Source organism: Pseudoalteromonas sp. AOP7-A1-14 (assembly GCF_052376275.1).
In the GTDB taxonomy this organism is placed as follows: Bacteria; Pseudomonadota; Gammaproteobacteria; order Enterobacterales; family Alteromonadaceae; genus Pseudoalteromonas.
Genome location: NZ_JBQSVO010000011.1, coordinates 29,373 through 46,525, shown reverse-complemented (window position 1 = coordinate 46,525; position 17,153 = coordinate 29,373). Strand labels below are relative to the sequence as shown.

The 17,153-nt window shown below is 41.0% G+C and carries 18 protein-coding genes and 1 riboswitch; of the genes, 13 read left to right on the top strand and 5 right to left on the bottom strand.

Annotation, left to right across the window (positions count from 1 at the left end; all coding sequences use genetic code 11):
- Positions 1 to 740 (bottom strand): integrase arm-type DNA-binding domain-containing protein (locus tag ACT3RM_RS03680; protein ID WP_444511337.1); only part of this gene is annotated, 740 nt, incomplete at its 3' end.
- 359 nt (positions 741 to 1,099) lie between these two features.
- Positions 1,100 to 2,113, bottom strand: a complete 1,014-nt coding sequence (galE, locus tag ACT3RM_RS03675; RefSeq protein ID WP_441836455.1) for a UDP-glucose 4-epimerase GalE — start codon at positions 2,111 to 2,113, stop codon at positions 1,100 to 1,102.
- A 214-nt stretch (positions 2,114 to 2,327) separates the two neighbouring features.
- Between galE and ACT3RM_RS03670 the strand changes: the two genes are divergently transcribed.
- Positions 2,328 to 2,822 (top strand): DUF3016 domain-containing protein, encoded by a 495-nt coding sequence (locus ACT3RM_RS03670; protein WP_441836454.1) that lies wholly within the window; start codon positions 2,328 to 2,330, stop codon positions 2,820 to 2,822.
- 54 nt (positions 2,823 to 2,876) lie between these two features.
- Here the strand turns inward: ACT3RM_RS03670 and ACT3RM_RS03665 are convergent, their stop codons facing one another.
- Positions 2,877 to 3,167: a prephenate dehydrogenase gene (locus ACT3RM_RS03665; RefSeq protein ID WP_441836453.1), complete on the bottom strand. Its 291-nt coding sequence runs from the start codon at positions 3,165 to 3,167 to the stop codon at positions 2,877 to 2,879.
- Positions 3,168 to 3,334: 167 nt separating this feature from the next.
- Complete coding sequence (gene epmB, locus ACT3RM_RS03660; protein ID WP_441836452.1) at positions 3,335 to 4,348, bottom strand: EF-P beta-lysylation protein EpmB; 1,014 nt, start codon at positions 4,346 to 4,348, stop codon at positions 3,335 to 3,337.
- A gap of 42 nt (positions 4,349 to 4,390) precedes the next feature.
- Between epmB and efp the strand changes: the two genes are divergently transcribed.
- A complete protein-coding gene (gene efp, locus ACT3RM_RS03655; RefSeq protein WP_441836451.1) occupies positions 4,391 to 4,957 on the top strand; it encodes an elongation factor P in 567 nt (188 codons plus the stop codon).
- A 58-nt stretch (positions 4,958 to 5,015) separates the two neighbouring features.
- The gene (gene epmA, locus ACT3RM_RS03650) at positions 5,016 to 5,990 is read left to right on the top strand and encodes an elongation factor P--(R)-beta-lysine ligase (protein WP_441994548.1); all 975 of its coding nucleotides are present in this window, start codon (positions 5,016 to 5,018) and stop codon (positions 5,988 to 5,990) included.
- A 69-nt stretch (positions 5,991 to 6,059) separates the two neighbouring features.
- Here epmA and ACT3RM_RS03645 read toward each other — a convergent pair whose 3' ends face one another.
- Positions 6,060 to 8,168 (bottom strand): TonB-dependent receptor, encoded by a 2,109-nt coding sequence (locus ACT3RM_RS03645; RefSeq protein WP_441994554.1) that lies wholly within the window; start codon positions 8,166 to 8,168, stop codon positions 6,060 to 6,062.
- Positions 8,169 to 8,292: 124 nt separating this feature from the next.
- Here ACT3RM_RS03645 and ACT3RM_RS03640 point away from each other — a divergent pair, with 124 nt between their 5' ends.
- The 10 genes from ACT3RM_RS03640 to ACT3RM_RS03595 all read left to right on the top strand — a co-directional run bounded on the left by ACT3RM_RS03640 (position 8,293) and on the right by ACT3RM_RS03595 (position 16,920).
- Positions 8,293 to 8,688, top strand: a complete 396-nt coding sequence (locus ACT3RM_RS03640) for an acyl-CoA thioesterase (RefSeq protein WP_441834718.1) — start codon at positions 8,293 to 8,295, stop codon at positions 8,686 to 8,688.
- 124 nt (positions 8,689 to 8,812) lie between these two features.
- On the top strand, positions 8,813 to 9,214 hold the full coding sequence (locus ACT3RM_RS03635) for an META domain-containing protein (protein WP_441834719.1): 402 nt from the start codon (positions 8,813 to 8,815) through the stop codon (positions 9,212 to 9,214).
- Between the two features lie 66 nt (positions 9,215 to 9,280).
- Positions 9,281 to 9,391: riboswitch (TPP riboswitch) on the top strand.
- 165 nt (positions 9,392 to 9,556) lie between these two features.
- Complete coding sequence (thiC, locus tag ACT3RM_RS03630) at positions 9,557 to 11,509, top strand: phosphomethylpyrimidine synthase ThiC (RefSeq protein ID WP_441834720.1); 1,953 nt, start codon at positions 9,557 to 9,559, stop codon at positions 11,507 to 11,509.
- 60 nt (positions 11,510 to 11,569) lie between these two features.
- On the top strand, positions 11,570 to 12,571 hold the full coding sequence (locus ACT3RM_RS03625) for an FAD-dependent oxidoreductase (RefSeq protein ID WP_441834721.1): 1,002 nt from the start codon (positions 11,570 to 11,572) through the stop codon (positions 12,569 to 12,571).
- A 25-nt stretch (positions 12,572 to 12,596) separates the two neighbouring features.
- A complete protein-coding gene (gene thiS, locus ACT3RM_RS03620) occupies positions 12,597 to 12,794 on the top strand; it encodes a sulfur carrier protein ThiS (protein ID WP_441834722.1) in 198 nt (65 codons plus the stop codon).
- 1 nt (position 12,795) lies between these two features.
- Positions 12,796 to 13,593 carry a thiazole synthase gene (locus ACT3RM_RS03615; RefSeq protein WP_441834723.1) on the top strand — a complete coding sequence of 266 codons (798 nt, stop codon included), beginning with the start codon at positions 12,796 to 12,798 and terminating at the stop codon, positions 13,591 to 13,593.
- 21 nt (positions 13,594 to 13,614) lie between these two features.
- The gene (thiE, locus tag ACT3RM_RS03610; protein ID WP_441834724.1) at positions 13,615 to 15,156 is read left to right on the top strand and encodes a thiamine phosphate synthase; all 1,542 of its coding nucleotides are present in this window, start codon (positions 13,615 to 13,617) and stop codon (positions 15,154 to 15,156) included.
- Positions 15,156 to 15,926: a HesA/MoeB/ThiF family protein gene (locus tag ACT3RM_RS03605; RefSeq protein WP_441994549.1), complete on the top strand. Its 771-nt coding sequence runs from the start codon at positions 15,156 to 15,158 to the stop codon at positions 15,924 to 15,926. Before thiE ends, ACT3RM_RS03605 begins: the two co-directional genes overlap by 1 nt.
- Before the next feature lie 184 nt (positions 15,927 to 16,110).
- A complete protein-coding gene (locus tag ACT3RM_RS03600) occupies positions 16,111 to 16,686 on the top strand; it encodes a BON domain-containing protein (RefSeq protein ID WP_441834726.1) in 576 nt (191 codons plus the stop codon).
- 75 nt (positions 16,687 to 16,761) lie between these two features.
- Complete coding sequence (locus ACT3RM_RS03595) at positions 16,762 to 16,920, top strand: YqaE/Pmp3 family membrane protein (protein WP_064667813.1); 159 nt, start codon at positions 16,762 to 16,764, stop codon at positions 16,918 to 16,920.
- Positions 16,921 to 17,153 lie beyond the last annotated feature (233 nt).

The following is a 17,153-nucleotide window of genomic DNA, read 5'->3' as shown; positions in this document are numbered from 1 at the left end:
ACACAAAAAGCAACGCGGCTATTTTGACGATACTTGGCAGCTTCATTTCTAACTTCATATAGTGCGTCTATGAATGGTTTTAGTTGTGAACGACGCAGTCTTGTTGTTTTACGCTTTACATTATTCCAGCTTCGTTTTTCAGAAAGTGCATCTACAGGATTTTCTGGAAATAATGAACGACCTTCTGAAGATTTGTATTCAGCTTTAGCAAAGTTAAATAAAGCACGCATTAGGCGCATGGTATAATTTGCCTGAGCAGGGCTTCTTAAGGTTATTTCTCGTTGGCGCTTTAAAATCATTGTTTGATTAATATCGGCTAGACGTTTGTTATGCCAATCAGGTAGGTAGCAATCTATTTTTTGTTGATACCCCCTTTCAGTTATAGGCTTAAGATCTCTAGATTCGATGTATGAATCAAAAGCTTCTTTCAAGGTAACTGAAGCCGCTCTAAATTGGCGCTTAAGGTCGTTAGGGTTAATACCCTCAGCAATATCTGCCATTACTTTACGAGCCATTCGCCTTGCATCATCGAGTGTAATTGATGGAAAGTACCCAAGGGTGACATTAATAGGAGTGTCTCGCCCTGGTATCTTTTTATAGACTCTAAATGATTTTCTACCAGCTACGCCCACATCTAAAATGAGTCCTGACAATAGACTGTCATAATAGCGAGTGCGTTTACCGTTTGATTCTATCTTTTCAAGCGACAATTCTGTGAAGCGAAATTTTGTGTCTGACATATGGTGCTACCTCTGTGCTACTTTGAACGTAAAATTTAACGTTCTGAAATACATAATGATTTATGCATCAGAGGTAGGTTTTATTCAATAACCCCATGATATGGCTATAAAAATTAGTAAATAGTTATATCAAAAAGTAACTCGTAGTAAGTCTTTGTTTTGCAACTCATAATCGTTAGGTCCCCAGTTCGAGTCTGGGAGGGGCCACCACTTTTTAAAATATCATTTAACTCTAAAACTTATCATATTCTATAAATATTTATTGAACGATTAGTTACGCTTTTTGTTACTTTTTGGGTATAAAAAAGCACGATAAAATATCGTGCCCTTATAAAGTCTTTAGCTATTTAATTTGCTGCTTATTTATACCCATTTGGGTTGTTGCTTTGCCAGCGCCAAGCATCTTGCATCATGGTTTCAAGGCCACGAGTTGCTTGCCAATCAAGCTCTGCCAGTGCTTTTTCAGGGGCGGCGTAACAAGCGGCAATATCGCCTGGACGACGAGGTGATAGTTGATAAGGCACTTCTTTTTCGCAAGCATTACTAAATGCCGTAACCATTTGTAGTACCGAGTAGCCATTGCCGGTGCCAAGGTTATAAATATGGGCGCCGTTGTCTTTAGTTATTTTATTTAGCGCTTTTAAATGACCTAAAGCTAAGTCAACAACATGAATATAATCACGTACGCCTGTGCCATCAATGGTGTCGTAGTCATCACCAAAGACGCCCAGCTTATCTAGCTTACCAACAGCAACTTGTGAAATATAAGGCAGTAGGTTATTTGGAATACCATTTGGATCTTCACCAATTTGGCCTGACTCGTGGGCACCTACAGGGTTAAAGTAGCGAAGTATCGCAAAAGCAAAACGTTCGTCTGATTTAGCAATATCTTCTAGCATCATCTCAACCATTAGCTTTGATGTACCGTATGGATTTGTAGTGCCACCCACTGGGAAGTCTTCACGAATAGGTAAACTTGCAGGGTCGCCATAAACCGTCGCAGATGAGCTAAATACGAGCTTGAAGACACCCGCGTCACGCATGGCGTCGACCAAGGTCAATGTGCCCTGTACATTCGTTTGATAATATTCTATCGGTTTTACTACTGACTCACCAACGGCTTTTAAACCAGCAAAATGAATCACATTATTAATGACGTGCTTATTAAATACAGTGTCTAAAAAGGCTTTATCAAGAATATCGCCTTGGTAAAAAGTAATCTCTTTTCCTGTAATTTTTTTGACCCGAGCGAGTGACTCTTCAGATGAATTGGCGAGGTTGTCGATAACCACCACATCAGTGCCTTGCAGTAACAGTTCTAAAACGGTATGCGAACCTATATAACCCGCACCACCTGTGACTAAAGTGGTCATTCAACCTCCATATAAAATATTGAGTGTAAGCTAAGTTAATTCCACCACAAAAAGGAACATATTACATGTTTTATTTTTGTTTTTTTGCTTCTTACTTTTTGATTACATGTTCAGTATAAATGATAACAACACATAAAAACTGGATTAAGCTATAGTTAATCTGTAAGTGATAAAATTTTACACAGGTTAGGTATGCCTATTATTGGAGAAAGTTATGAACACCTTTAAAAAAGTCGCAATGGCAATTATTATTGCATTACCTTCTTTCGTTCATGCTGGTGAAGCTGTTGTAAAATGGCACGACTTTAACGATTATAGCGATGTGCGCCCATCTAACGAGCCGCGAGGCTCGTATCATAAGCATGTAGCAAAAAGCTTTGAAAAACATTTTACCAAACTTGCTGCAGAATTACCTGAAGGGTATAAATTTAACGTTGAAGTGACCGATTTAGATTTGGCCGGCGATGTACGTTTTGGCGGTATGAACGATTTACGTATTGTTAAACCAATCTATTTTCCACGTATCGATTTTAGCTACTCAGTAACCGATAAAGGCGGCCAATTGGTTAGCGAAAGTGATAGCGTACAGCTTAAAGATATGGGATTTATGGAGCGTATTAAAATGGGTCGTGATGGAGCCTTTTACCACGATAAACGTTTGATAACTGATTGGTTTGAAGAAGAATTACTACCAAAAATTACTAAGTAACAGTTAAACTGATTATGCAAAAGCGCTGTCTACGCAAACAGCGCTTTTTAATGGTTATTTAAAAGAAGCCAGTAAGGTGAGCAATTGCTGCAGTTTAGTTACTGTGGTTTTTAGTTTTTGTTCATTAAAGCCTTTATTATTTAGACTCTCAACGTCTGCGGCTACATCAAGCACATACGGTTTAAAGCGCTTGGCTTCAAAATCAAAACCAGCATCAGCGGGGAATAATGACTTAAACTTGCCATGACCTTGTTGATGAAGTTCATCTAATTTTTTATCTGCATCAAGTGCTTGACGATAAACAATTTTTAAGTTTGCATTGAGCTGCTCAATGATTGATTCCATTTTTTTCCTAAAGCTTTAGACTGCAATGTCGATATAATACGTGGATTGCAACAAAATGTCAGGTATTGGACTATGAATATATCCAGTGGAAATTTAATCGCGTTGCGAGTTGAGTAACCTTGTGGCCTAAGTAAAAACCGAGTGAAGCTACCGGGTCTTGCTAACGCTTAAATTAGTTTTAGGTCAATAGGAGTCTTGCTTGGTTGACCGCCAATTTCACGTGCCAGTTTAGGTACTAAAAATCCTGGCAATGCGCTGAGCATTTCGGCCATGATTTCGCGCGCCTGTTGTTCATCTATATCAAAGTGGCTCGCACCTGCTACTTTATCAAGTAAAAACAGGTAATAAGGCAGTATATCAGCATCAAATAAGGCTTCGCTTAGTGCTATTTGTGCATCACTTGAGTCATTCACATCTTTTAAAATAACCGCTTGATTGAGTAAAGTAACGCCTGCTTGCTTTAGTTTTTGCATGGCGGCCTTAAAGTCGTTATCAATTTCATTAGCGTGGTTGATGTGGTTGGTAAACACAATTTTAAGCGGCGATTTTGCAAAGCGCGCGCACAATTCATCGGTAATACGTGCGGGTATCACTACCGGTAAGCGACTATGAATACGCATACGTTTAATTTGTGGTAACTGTTCTAACTCATCCATAAACCAACTAACGGCATCATCTTTGGCCATTAGTGGATCGCCACCACTTAAAATCACTTCGTTGATGTTGCTATCGGATTTTATATACTCAAGGGCATCGAGAAGGCTGCGCTTATTTAGCTGGTTTTCTTGATACGGGAAGTGCCGGCGAAAACAATAACGACAATTAACCGCACATCCGGTTTTAAACATCACTAAAACCCGAGATTTATACTTGTGTAATAAACCAGGTTGGTTGTTGCTTTGCTCTTCAAGCGGATCTTTATTAAAGCCGTGCTTTTCAATAAATTCTTGATGACGTGGCATAACTTGTAGTAAAAGCGGATCATTAGCATCGCCATAGCGCATTTTTTTTATAAAAGGCACTGGCACGCGAACCGGGAATAAGCTACGAGCTTTTATGTCGTTTTCATGCACTTGGCTCGATAAACCGACCATTTCCAATAAGATTTTTGGGCAAGTGATCACATTAGATAATTCTTTTTGCCAGTTTTTATGCAAATTTGCTTCATTTCTTTGTATCATTGGTACGTAGATTACTCGAAAAATTATTAAACAGAGGAAACGATGGCGAATTATAGCACTAATGAGTTCAAGGGCGGCCTAAAAATTATGATGGACGGCGAACCTTGCAGTATTTTAGAAAATGAAATGGTAAAGCCAGGTAAAGGGCAAGCGTTTAACCGTGTTCGTATCCGTAAGCTTATCTCTGGTAAAGTGCTTGAAAAAACCTTTAAATCAGGTGAGTCAGTAGAGGGTGCAGATGTAATGGATACTGATCTTGCGTATCTTTATACTGACGGTGAATTTTGGCATTTTATGAACAACGAAACATTTGAACAAATTGCAGCGGATGAAAAAGCGCTTGGCGACACTGTTAAATGGTTAGTGGAAAATGACGTTTGTACAATTACCTTGTGGAACGGCAGCCCAATAGCGGTTGCAGCGCCTAACTTTGTTGAGCTTGAGATCACTGAAACTGATCCGGGTTTAAAGGGGGATACAGCGGGTACTGGTGGTAAACCAGCAACATTAAGCACCGGTGCAGTGGTTCGTGTTCCTTTATTCGTACAAGTTGGCGAAATGATTAAAGTAGATACCCGTAGTGGTGAATACGTAAGCCGCGTTAAGTAAGCCTAACGATGATATAGATAAATCCCAGCTTATGGCTGGGATTTTTTTTGGAGAAAATATGTCAGCAGATCTTTGGAAGCCCAGCGCAGAGATAAAGACTTTGCAGCAGCGTGCGGCAATTTTACGCACTATTCGTGAGTTTTTTTGTGATCGCGATGTGATGGAAGTTGAAACCCCAAGCTTAAGTGCAGCAAGCGTGACGGATGTCCATTTAGCTAGTTTTAATACCACCTTTGTAGGCCCAGGACATGCTGGCGGATTGCCGCTTTATTTACAAACATCCCCTGAATTTGCTATGAAGCGTTTATTAGCTGCAGGCTCTGGCGCCATTTTTCAGCTTTGTAAGGCATTTAGAAACGAAGAGGCTGGCAAACACCATAATCCTGAGTTCACTATGCTTGAGTGGTATCGCCCGGGGTTTAATGAATTTACTTTAATGGATGAAGTTGATGAGCTGATGCAGCTTATTTTGGCAGTACAACCGGCAGAACGTTTAACCTATCAGCAAGCTTTTCAGCAAGCTTTAGGTATTGATCCATTAACAGCTTCTTTAGAGAGTCTGCAACAGCTGGCTATTCAGCAAGGTTTTGCTGATATTGCAGAATATGAAACACATCGTGATACGTTATTGCAGTTATTATTTTGCATGAAAGTTGAGCCAAAAATAGGTCAAAACAAACCGTGTTTTGTGTATCACTTTCCGGCATCTCAGGCTGCACTTGCCAGTATTTGTGAACACGATCAACGCGTAGCGGGGCGTTTTGAGCTTTATTATCAAAATATGGAACTGGCGAATGGCTTTAATGAGCTTACCAATGCACAGGAGCAAGCTAAACGCTTTACTGAGGATAACGTATACCGCGATGCTAATAACTTGCCACAAGTGCCTATGGACACGCGTTTAATCGCAGCGCTTGAGCACGGATTACCGCAATGTGCAGGAGTGGCGTTAGGGATTGATAGGTTAGTGATGTTAGCAACCAAAAAACATACGATAAAAGAAGTGATCGCGTTTGATGTAGGTAGGGCTTAATTGAAGAGCCAGGTACTAGGTAATTAGGTGCTAGGAAATCCTAGTACCTAATCACCTAGCACCTATTAATTATAACTCGTAAATAAAGGTGACACCAGCGACCATAGGTTCGCCAAGCTGGGTGTAGGTATGCGTTGCATAACCATCAGCTGGGTTGTTACCAAACTCAAAACCACGAGTGGGTACATCTTCGTCAAACACGTTACGTGCCCAGGCGCGGATTGACCACTGCTCTGCTTCATAGCCCGCACTGAAGTTAACTAGATTAACGCTCGGTGCTTGTGAGTTATGACTATCCGAGAAGTAATAATCGTCTTTGCCTTCAATACCCACTGTAGCATATAGCTCATTAGTGAAGTTGTAACGCGCTGTAAACGCGTATTGGTATTTAGGGGCTTGTGATTGTTCACGACCATCTTGATCTAATGGAGGTGAGTAAAGGCTTGTTCTAGCTACATAATCGTTTATCTTAGTATCTAAGTAACCAGCACTACCGGTAAAAAATAAGTTATCGGTTAATTGGTAGCTACCTTCAATTTCAAGGCCGTAGTTTTCACCTGAGCCTGCATTGTCAAAATAACTAGTAAAGTTTTTACCTTCTATTAACCAAGACTTTAATTGCATGTCTTCACGGTACATATAAAATGCCGCTAAACGCAGCACAAATTTGTCATCCAGTGAGCTGCCTTTCACCCCGAACTCACCATTCCATAAGTATTCAGGTTCAAAGGTTGTGTGTTGTTTGAAAAAGTCTGCATCGAGCGCGAATTCTTGCGCTTTTGCGAGCGCTTCAGAGTTAATACCACCGGCTTTATAACCACGGGTTAAACTAGTATAGATCATGGTACGGTCAATCACTTGGTATTCAAGTGCTAGTTTACCACCGACCATGACATCGTCAGTATCAACAATAAATCCATTGCTATCAGTGTAATCACCTTGGTATTGCTCAACTCGCAAGCCAGTGATCAAAGTGGTTTTCGAGTTGATTGGGGTTGCGAGTTGACCGTACATAGCGACATTGTTCACTTCATACGTTGAGTCAAAGGTTTCTAGTTCAGAAAACTTTCTACGCTCGCGGTCCAGATCTACATCTCTTCCTTGATAATAAATACCTGCAACCCAATCGCGTGACTTACCATTGAATTGTAATTCAGCAGTTTTATCTTCGCGGTCACGATAATAATAATCTTCGTAGCTATAACCATCAGGGTGTAGCCCGGCAGCGCATAACTGTGGCTGGTTAATATCATTACACACCCAATCTTCATCAAAGCTGTAAACTAACTCACTATCAATACCTGATAGGTTAAGATTGACATCAAACCAATCAAAGCCGGTGTATATATTGGCAAGGCCTACGGCAATGCTTTCTTGGTTATCTTGGCCTGGTTCATCTGCTACGCTATTACGACTGTTATCAAGGGTAAAGGCATCATAGCCGTTGTTGATATCAATATAGTGAACGCTTAATTCAGAGCGTAAGTGATCGGTTAGTTGGCTATGTAGTTTAAAGCGGCTGACCATTTCATCTTGCTGCTGAGTGGGTTTGTTTAAATAGAGGTTATCTACGTAGCCATCTGATTTACGTTGATAAATACTGCCTCGGACCGCAGTACTATCGGTAATGCCTATACCAGCGGCAACGCCTGCTTCGTGGCTATTGTAAGTACCAGCGCCAAGTTGGAATTTTAAGCTTGGATCGAGTGTTGGGTCGGCTGATTCCATTTGGATCATGCCAGCTAGGCCATCTGCACCAAATCGCGTGCCTTGTGGGCCTCGGTAGATTTCAATTTGGTTTACATCAAATAATAATGAACTGCCGCCAAGGCCTGAATAGTTAATACCGTCGATAACTAGGCCAACAGATGGATTAATTGGGTCAACAAACTGAGAGCGTAAACCAACACCACGAATTTGCACATAACGACCGCGGGATGCGCCTGAGGTAAAATTAACATTAGCTGCACTGGCAAGCATTTGGTCAAGAAAGTTAGCGCCACGGTCATTAATTTCATGTTCGCTAAATAAGCTTGCGCTGGCACTAAGGGTTTGAATACTTTCTTTTTGAAAGTCCCCAGTGACCACTATTTTTTCAAGATCGGTATCTTCAGCAAACGCTGGGGCGCTTAAAATAGGTAATAGCGCGGCAGTAATTAAGGACAGGCGTAGTTTCATTCGATTACTTAACTCCATTTCAGGGACTTTCATGATAGCAACTATTCTCATTAAAGTCGCCATTCAACTTTTAGCTGTTTATATGCTATAAACGCGAACAGTATACATAATTAGGATTACGAATATGACCTTTAAAGTAGACTTTAAAGTACGCGACTATGAATGCGATTTACAGGGTATTGTAAATAATAGTGTTTACTTTAACTATCTTGAACATGCTCGCCATGAATTTCTACACGCCAATGGCGTTGACTTCGCACAGCTTACACGGGACAAAATAAATCTTGTAGTCATGCGCAGTGAAATGGATTACAAACAATCACTCGTACCAGGTGATGAATTTTACGTGGCGGTAACGCCTGAGCGTATCAGTCGCTTAAAGTTTGGTTTTAGGCAAACTATAATTCGAAAACGTGACGAAAAAGTAATGCTTAAGGCGCTGGTTATTGGTACATCGCTTAACGAACAAGGCCGACCATTTTTACCTCAGCAGGTTGAACGCTTGTTTAAAGAAGAGTAATTACTGATGTGAACGTTTTTTACTACCTTAGAACAATTTTTTACATTAAAAACATGCATTATTAACGGCACGAGCGAATAAATATTGTTATTATTGACGGATTGAATATTAGGTTAATAATTACATGAAACTAGCAGCAATACCGATGATTATAATCGGCTTATGTATCGGCTGCTCATCGACAGGGACAGTCACTAATGAGCAATTGAAATACACCAAGTGGCAATTATCACGTGTGGATGGTCTTGTTATCCCTGCGTCATATTCGGCTTCACTAAGCTTTATTGAAGCACTGCAAGTGAATGGCTTTGCCGGATGTAATAAGTTTTTTGGCGAAGGCTCGCTTGATGAAAGTCATTTAACAGTAAATAAGTTAGGGATGACCCGAAAATCATGTGGTGAATCGCTGGATGAGTTTGAACAGCAGCTACTTGATACTTTAAAGCAAGGCGCGCCTTTACAAATTCAAGGCCAGCAATTAGTTTTAAATGGTAAGCAAACTTTTGAGTTTATTCCAGCTGGTTGATTACAAGTTAAGCTCTTGCAGCAAGTGTATATCTAACGTACACTCATTCAGAAATTAGAACAGAATTTTTACTTGTCGGAGTGCCTTAAGTATTTACTTAATGGCTGAGATCGCGAAAGCGGGATCCGTGAACCTGATCAGGCTAACACCTGCGTAGGGAACAAGCTGCCTTAAAATAGGTTCTTGTGCGCCATTTTGGGCATAAGCATTTTGGCTGCCAAGATTGGTAGTACTTTTTGTAATATCCATCTTCGATCTATAGCATTTGCTACTCTCTATTACGCTGCTTTTTCGCGACGTAATATCTGACAAGACAACCCTTTTTTAGCAATGAGGTAAGTCATGTCAAACACATCAGAAAAACCGTCTCGCCGCGAAATCCGTGCGGCCGCATCAGATTATATTTATAACCTAACGGGGCAGCCATTTCCAAGCTCGCATAAAGTGTATGTACAAGGTACACAAGAAAATGTGCGTGTGGGCATGCGTGAAATCACTCTAAGTGACACCTTTATCGGTGGTACTGATGAAAACCCTATTTATGAGTCAAATACACCACTGCGAGTTTATGATACATCGGGCCCATATACTGACCCTGAACTTAGCATCGATGTGCGTAAAGGCTTGGATAAATACCGCGAACAGTGGATTGAAAGTCGTGGCGATACTGAAATTTTAGAGTCCGTCACCTCGCAGTTTTCACAGCAACGTATGGCTGATGAAGGACTCGATCATATCCGCTTTGAGCATTTACCTAAAATTCGCCGTGGTAAAGCTGGTAAAAACGTTACACAAATGCATTATGCTCGCCAAGGTATTATCACCCCTGAAATGGAATATGTTGCAATGCGTGAAAATATGGGGCGCTCAGAACTACGAAAAGAGCTACTTGCTGAGCAGCATAAAGGTGAATCGTTCGGCGCGAGTATACCTGAATTTATTACTCCTGAATTTGTGCGTGACGAAATTGCCCGTGGTCGCGCTATTTTACCCAATAATATTAACCATCCAGAAACCGAGCCGATGATTGTTGGTCGTAATTTTTTAGTGAAAGTTAATGCCAATATAGGTAATTCATCGGTGAGTTCATCTATTGAAGAAGAAGTTGAAAAAATGGTTTGGTCAACTCGTTGGGGCGCAGACACAGTGATGGATTTATCGACCGGGCGTTATATTCACGAAACTCGCGAGTGGGTAGTACGTAACTCACCAGTCCCTATAGGTACCGTGCCTATTTACCAGGCGCTAGAAAAAGTAAATGGTGTAGCCGAAGATTTAACTTGGGAAATTTTCCGCGATACATTAATAGAGCAAGCCGAGCAGGGGGTCGATTACTTTACTATCCATGCTGGCGTACTGCTTCGATATGTGCCGATGACAGCAAAGCGTGTTACGGGAATTGTGTCGCGCGGCGGTTCAATTATGGCGAAATGGTGTTTAGCTCACCATAAAGAAAGCTTCCTTTACACACACTTTGAGGATATTTGTGAAATATTAAAACAATACGATGTGTGTTTTTCTCTTGGTGATGGTTTGCGTCCTGGCTCTATTGCTGATGCCAACGACGAAGCACAATTTAGTGAGCTACGTACTTTAGGTGAGTTGACTAAAATAGCTTGGAAGCACGACGTTCAAGTGTTTATTGAAGGCCCCGGGCATGTGCCAATGCATATGATCAAAGATAATATGGAGGAGCAGCTTAAGCATTGTGATGAAGCCCCCTTTTATACTCTTGGTCCTCTGACAACCGATATTGCTCCTGGGTACGATCATATCACCTCAGGTATTGGGGCAGCGCAGATTGCGTGGTATGGCTGCGCCATGCTGTGTTACGTAACACCCAAAGAGCATTTAGGTTTGCCAAATAAAGAAGATGTAAAAGAAGGTTTGATCACCTATAAAATTGCCGCGCACGCCGCAGATTTAGCAAAAGGCCACCCAGGTGCACAAGAGCGTGATAATGCGTTGTCTAAAGCGCGCTTTGAGTTTCGCTGGAATGATCAATTTAATATTGGTTTAGACCCTATTCGTGCTCGTGAATATCACGATGAAACTCTGCCACAAGAATCAGGTAAAGTCGCGCATTTTTGCTCTATGTGTGGACCTAAGTTTTGCTCAATGAAAATCACTCAAGAAGTTCGTGAATACGCTAAAGACTTAGAAACACGAGGTATTGACCCGAACAACGTTGGCGATGCTATTGAAGTTAAAATGGTTGATGTAGAAGCTGAGATGAAAACTAAATCAGATGAGTTTAAAAAAACTGGTTCAGAGATTTATCATAAAGCGATATAGAGAATTAGTGAGTTAGAAAGTTGGCGAGTGATGAGCTCGCTAACTAAATTAAGGGTTCTTATGTCTTACAACATTGCGGTGGTGGGATTTGGCTTGGCGGGGCGCTTGGCGGCGCTTGAATTGAGTTTGCATCATAAGGTAACGGTGTTTGAAGCGGGTGATGAGCATGCATTAGATAGCGCAGGACGTGTGGCGGCGGCAATGCTTGCACCACTGGCTGAGTCGGTATTGTGCGAGCAGGACTTGGCGTTAATGGGGCTTGATTCAATTGCCCGTTGGCCGGATATTTTAGCAAGCCTTGATGAAGAGGTGTTTTTTCAACAGCAAGGCACACTGGTGGTTGCACATCAACAAGATAAAGGTGATTTAGAAAGTTTTGAAAATCGCCTGAAGCCATTGGCTGAGCATCAAGTGCAGCAACTTAATAGTTCCCATATTACTGAACTTGAACCTGAATTAGTTGGGCGCTTTAACCAAGGACTTTATTTACCTTGTGAAGGTCAAATAGATAACCAAGCATTTTACAAAGCAAGTTTTAACAGTCTTAAAGCGCGGGGTGTTAAATTTAAATTTGGTCAGCATGTTGATATTGAAAGTTCAAAACTGAAGTCATCGTATGACTACATCATCGATTGTCGCGGCTTAGGTGCTAAAAGTGCAACGTGTAAATTGCGAGGAGTGCGCGGTGAAGTAGCTCGTTTATATGCACCAGAGGTGCTACTTACTCGCCCGATACGTTTAATGCACCCGCGTTACCCGATTTATATTGCCCCTAAACCGAATCATGAATATGTGATTGGCGCGACAGAAATTGAATCGCAAGATAACGGCCCTGCAACAGTACGTTCAACTCTTGAATTACTCTCGGCGGCGTACACGGTACACAGTGGATTTGCTGAAGGAAGAATACTTAATATTCAAACGGGTCTTCGCCCGGCATTTAAAGATAATCGCCCGGCGGTTACTCAGCATGAAAACGTGATCAGCATAAATGGCTTGTATCGGCACGGTTATATGCTTGCGCCGAGTTTAGTTGCAAAGGCGGTTGAATTAATAAAATAACCTTCACTTGGTTAAGAGGTTAAAAATGAAGATAACAATTAATGGTCAGTCATTTGAAACGGCTGAACACACTATATTGGCAGAAATATTATCAGAATTTGGTGCAAAAAAACCTTATGCGGTTGCTTTAAATAAGCAATTTATACCTCATCATTCATGCGCCGAAACAGTAGTTTCACAAGGCGATAGCATAGAATTACTTTCGCCAATCCAAGGGGGGTAAGATGAGCAGTGATACAAATGATAACTTTAGTATTTATGGCGAACAAATAAATAGCCGGCTATTGATTGGCTCTGCACTTTATCCGTCTCCTGCGATTATGACCGACTCTATTGTAGCCTCAGGCGCTGAGGTGGTTACTGTATCGTTGCGCCGCCAGCAAAGTGCTGCAGCGGGAGGGGATTTTTGGCAGCTAATTAAAGACACTGGTTTAAAAATACTTCCCAATACTGCAGGGTGTCATAGCGTAAAAGAGGCGGTCACACTTGCACAAATGTGCAGAGAAGTATTTGCTACAGACTGGATCAAACTAGAGCTAATTGGTGATGAATACAATTTACAGCCAGATCCATTTGCTTTGCTAGAGACGACAAAAATTTTAATTGATGATGGCTTTAAAGTATTACCTTATTGTACTGACGATTTAGTACTGTGTCAGCGATTAGCTGATGTTGGCTGTGAGGTTTTAATGCCATGGGGAGCCCCGATTGGCACAGGAAAGGGGTTGTTGAATCAATACAATTTAAAAACTATTCGTGAGCGGCTTCCAGAAATGACATTAATCGTTGATGCAGGGCTTGGTTTGCCATCTCATGCCTGCCAAGCACTTGAATTGGGTTATGATGGCGTGTTATTAAATTCGGCTATTGCAGGGGCGGGTTGCCCTGTTACCATGAGCCATGCATTTAGAGCCGCAGTTGATGCTGGGCGCTGCGCTTATAAAGCGAAAGCTATGCCTGAAAAAGAAATGGCTGCGCCATCAACGCCTACAATGGGTATGCCTTTTTGGCATCAGACATAAAAAATTAGGGAATAAGTAAATATGAATCACGTTGTTTGGACAATTGCAGGCTCTGATTCTGGCGGTGGTGCAGGTATTCAGGCAGATATTAAAGCCATGCAAAGTTTTGGTGTACATGGTTGTACTGCAATTACTGCACTTACTGCGCAAAATAGCTTAGGCGTAGAAGCGATTAATCCTATTTCAACCGATATAATAGAGTCGCAGTTATTAGCCCTTGAAAGTGATATGAAAGCCGCCGTAATTAAAATTGGCATGTTAGCGAACGTTCAGCAAATTCAACTTGTTAGTGAACATATAAAGCATTATCAAGCAACATGGCCAATACCGCCACGAGTTATATATGATCCCGTAGCGATTGCTAGTAGTGGTGACTTACTTACCGAAGAAGATACCGTTAGTGCAATTAAAGAGTGCTTATTGCCGCTGGTGGATGTGATCACCCCAAACACTCACGAAACGCAATTATTAACTGGGGTGTATTTAATTGGCCCAAGTGCAGTAAAGGAATCAGCTGCAAAGCTGCAAAGTTGGGGGGCAAAAGCGGTGGTGATCAAAGGTGGGCATTGGGATTACCCAGCTGGTTATTGCGTTGATTACTGTACTGATGGTGCAAGCGAGTATTGGCTTGGCAACGAAAAAATAACGACACCGCACAGTCATGGTACAGGTTGCAGTATGGCCTCTGTAATTGCTGCGTGTTTAACAAAAGAATACCCACTTAAAGATGCTTTTATTTTAGCTAAAGCCTATATCAACCAAGGTTTAAAAGCGGCAGTACGTTATGGTGAAGGTCTTGGCCCTGTAGCACAAACATGCTTCCCCGAAAATATTAATGATTATCCACAAGTGATAGAAGCAGGTAGTTGGCTTGCCGATGAACTAGACTTCGACGGTGCTGATGAATTTACTATGGCTGCCAATTTTGCTCCGTGTGAAAGTAAACAACTCGGTTTATATGCAGTAGTTGATACACTTGATTGGCTAGAGAAGTGTTTAGCGCAAGGTATTAAAACCGTACAGCTAAGAATAAAAAATGGCACAGAAAACGAGCTTGATGAGGTGATTGCATCAGCAGTTACACTAGGGAAAAAGTACGATGGTAACGTGTATATTAACGATTACTGGCAATTGGCAATTAAACACGGCGCTTATGGTGTACATTTAGGCCAAGAAGATTTGCTTAAAGCTAACTTAGCCCTGATAAAAGAGTCGGGGCTGCGTTTAGGACTTTCGACTCATGGTTTTTATGAAATGCTTCGCGCGCACAATTATCGTCCTAGTTATATGGCATTTGGAGCTATTTACCCAACCACCACCAAAGATATGACGGGTCAAATCCAAGGGCTTGAAAAGCTAAAACATTTTGTGCCATTAATGCAAAGTTACCCAACAGTCGCTATCGGGGGGATTGATTTAGCGCGTACTTTAGAAGTGGCTGCCACAGGTGTTGGCAGTGTTGCTGTAGTAAGGGCTATTACTGAAGCTGATGATTATCAACAAGCAATTGTAGATTTACAAGGTGCTATTAAAGAGAGTTATAAGGATGGCTTTGAAAAATAATGACAGACTTACCTGAGAAAGAATTATCTGACAAAGAGCAGCTACGTTATAGTCGCCACTTAATGCTTAAAGAAGTTGGCCTTGATGGTCAGCTAAAACTAAAAGCAGCACACGTTGTTGTGATTGGTGCGGGCGGTTTAGGTAGCCCTGCGCTTTTGTATTTAGCGGCTTCGGGTGTTGGTGAGCTTACGTTACTTGATGACGATAAAGTCGAACTTTCTAATTTGCAGCGACAGGTGCTCTATAAAGTGAACCACTTAGGGCAAGCTAAAGCGAGCGCTGCAGGTAAAGTGCTAACGAGCTTAAATAACCAAATTACTGTTAACACTGTTAGTCAGCAATTAACTGAAGAAAATGCTGAGCAAATATTTAAAGCTGCAACACTGGTACTGGATTGCAGTGATAACTTTGCTACACGTTATACAGTTAATCGTTTTTGTTTAAAAGCGGGTATACCACTTATATCAGCCGCGGCTATTGCTAGCGAAGGACAGTTGATGTGCTTTGATTTTCGTGTGCCACAAAGTCCCTGTTATGGCTGTCTGTTTCCAGAGCAGCCAGAGCAACAAGCACTGAATTGTGATAATGCAGGTGTGCTGAGTCCGCTTCTAGGTGTGATGGGATCAATGCAGGCATTACTCGGGATTAATTTAATCCTAGGGCACCACCAAGGTAGCCAGTTTATCTGTTTTGATGGTTTAACTCTCGCACAGCAAAAATTCACTCTTACGAAATCTACCGATTGCTCTGAGTGTTATAGCCCAGTATAAAATACTTACAAATGACCATGAAGTGTTTATCTATTGTTGCAATACTAGGAATAAATTACCGAGTAGCTTGTAAAAAAATTACAACGGTTAAATGTTTTTTTGTATCTTATTGATTATTAATAGTTATAAAGTTGGCGCGATGTTCGCATATTAAATAGCGTAACTAATCAAAAGGAAACAGATTATGAAAACATTTAACAAAACAATGATTGCAGCTTTAGTTCTTGGTACAACAGCAATGGGTGCTCAAGCCAATAGCTGGGAAAGTGAAAGTAAAGATGCATGGGTTGATGGTAAGGCTGAAACCGTACTGTTAATGAATAGCAATCTGAATAATTTTGACATTAATACCGATGTTAAAAATGGTAAGGTAACATTAACTGGTAAAGTGAAAAGTGATCTTGATAAAGAGCTTGCTGAAGAACTTGTGTTAAGCATTGATGATGTCATGGACGTAGATAACCAGTTAACTGTTATTCAAGATAAAAAGTCAGCCATGATGAAAAGTAAAGACATGGACAGCGATGATAGCGCTGATAGTGACTTAACAGATGCTAAAATTACCACTGTTATCACAACGCGTTATTTGTTCAATTCTGAAGTAAGCGGTACTAATATCGACGTTGATACAGATAAAGGTGTAGTCACGTTGAACGGTACAGTTGAATCTGACGCTGAAAAGCAGTTAGCTGTTAAAATTGCCTCAAATGCAGAAGATGTAAGAGATGTTAAAGACAATCTTACTATCGTTAAAAAGTAATATTTGTCACTTTATAAAGCCCAGTCTTTTGGGCTTTAAGTTTGAGATTTAGTTTTTTATAGTAAGGAGCGCAAGATGGATTTAATACGTATTATATTTTCAGTGCTCATTCCACCTTTAGGTGTTTTTTTACAGGTAGGTTTGGGTGCACAATTTTGGATTAACATCTTGTTAACATTGCTGGGTTATATTCCTGGTTTGATCCATGCGATTTATATCATCGCTAGACGTTAATAAGCCGTATTCATTAATACTTACAAGGAAGAACAGGCGCAAGTCTGCAAGGAGGAATGTTATGGAGTATAATCATACAAAAGAAAGTCATTTTAAAGAAACGGATGTACAAAGTGTGTCGCTATGGACGGCGCAGCAATGGAAGAAAATTATGGATACTACTTCACCGAGCAAGTAAGTAATGGATTATAGAAGGCTTGGATAAATAAGGATAATGGAAGTTAAGGTGGAAT

Excerpts from the sequence above, each read along its gene's own strand:
- galE (WP_441836455.1), bottom strand. The coding sequence starts at position 2,113 with ATGACCACTTTAGTCACAGGTGGTGCGGGTTATATAGGTTCGCATACC.
- ACT3RM_RS03670 (WP_441836454.1), top strand. The coding sequence starts at position 2,328 with ATGAACACCTTTAAAAAAGTCGCAATGGCAATTATTATTGCATTACCT.
- ACT3RM_RS03665 (WP_441836453.1), bottom strand. The coding sequence starts at position 3,167 with ATGGAATCAATCATTGAGCAGCTCAATGCAAACTTAAAAATTGTTTAT.
- epmB (WP_441836452.1), bottom strand. The coding sequence starts at position 4,348 with ATGATACAAAGAAATGAAGCAAATTTGCATAAAAACTGGCAAAAAGAA.
- efp (WP_441836451.1), top strand. The coding sequence starts at position 4,391 with ATGGCGAATTATAGCACTAATGAGTTCAAGGGCGGCCTAAAAATTATG.
- epmA (WP_441994548.1), top strand. The coding sequence starts at position 5,016 with ATGTCAGCAGATCTTTGGAAGCCCAGCGCAGAGATAAAGACTTTGCAG.
- ACT3RM_RS03645 (WP_441994554.1), bottom strand. The coding sequence starts at position 8,168 with ATGAAACTACGCCTGTCCTTAATTACTGCCGCGCTATTACCTATTTTA.
- ACT3RM_RS03640 (WP_441834718.1), top strand. The coding sequence starts at position 8,293 with ATGACCTTTAAAGTAGACTTTAAAGTACGCGACTATGAATGCGATTTA.
- ACT3RM_RS03635 (WP_441834719.1), top strand. The coding sequence starts at position 8,813 with ATGAAACTAGCAGCAATACCGATGATTATAATCGGCTTATGTATCGGC.
- thiC (WP_441834720.1), top strand. The coding sequence starts at position 9,557 with ATGTCAAACACATCAGAAAAACCGTCTCGCCGCGAAATCCGTGCGGCC.
- ACT3RM_RS03625 (WP_441834721.1), top strand. The coding sequence starts at position 11,570 with ATGTCTTACAACATTGCGGTGGTGGGATTTGGCTTGGCGGGGCGCTTG.
- thiS (WP_441834722.1), top strand. The coding sequence starts at position 12,597 with ATGAAGATAACAATTAATGGTCAGTCATTTGAAACGGCTGAACACACT.
- ACT3RM_RS03615 (WP_441834723.1), top strand. The coding sequence starts at position 12,796 with ATGAGCAGTGATACAAATGATAACTTTAGTATTTATGGCGAACAAATA.
- thiE (WP_441834724.1), top strand. The coding sequence starts at position 13,615 with ATGAATCACGTTGTTTGGACAATTGCAGGCTCTGATTCTGGCGGTGGT.
- ACT3RM_RS03605 (WP_441994549.1), top strand. The coding sequence starts at position 15,156 with ATGACAGACTTACCTGAGAAAGAATTATCTGACAAAGAGCAGCTACGT.
- ACT3RM_RS03600 (WP_441834726.1), top strand. The coding sequence starts at position 16,111 with ATGAAAACATTTAACAAAACAATGATTGCAGCTTTAGTTCTTGGTACA.
- ACT3RM_RS03595 (WP_064667813.1), top strand. The coding sequence starts at position 16,762 with ATGGATTTAATACGTATTATATTTTCAGTGCTCATTCCACCTTTAGGT.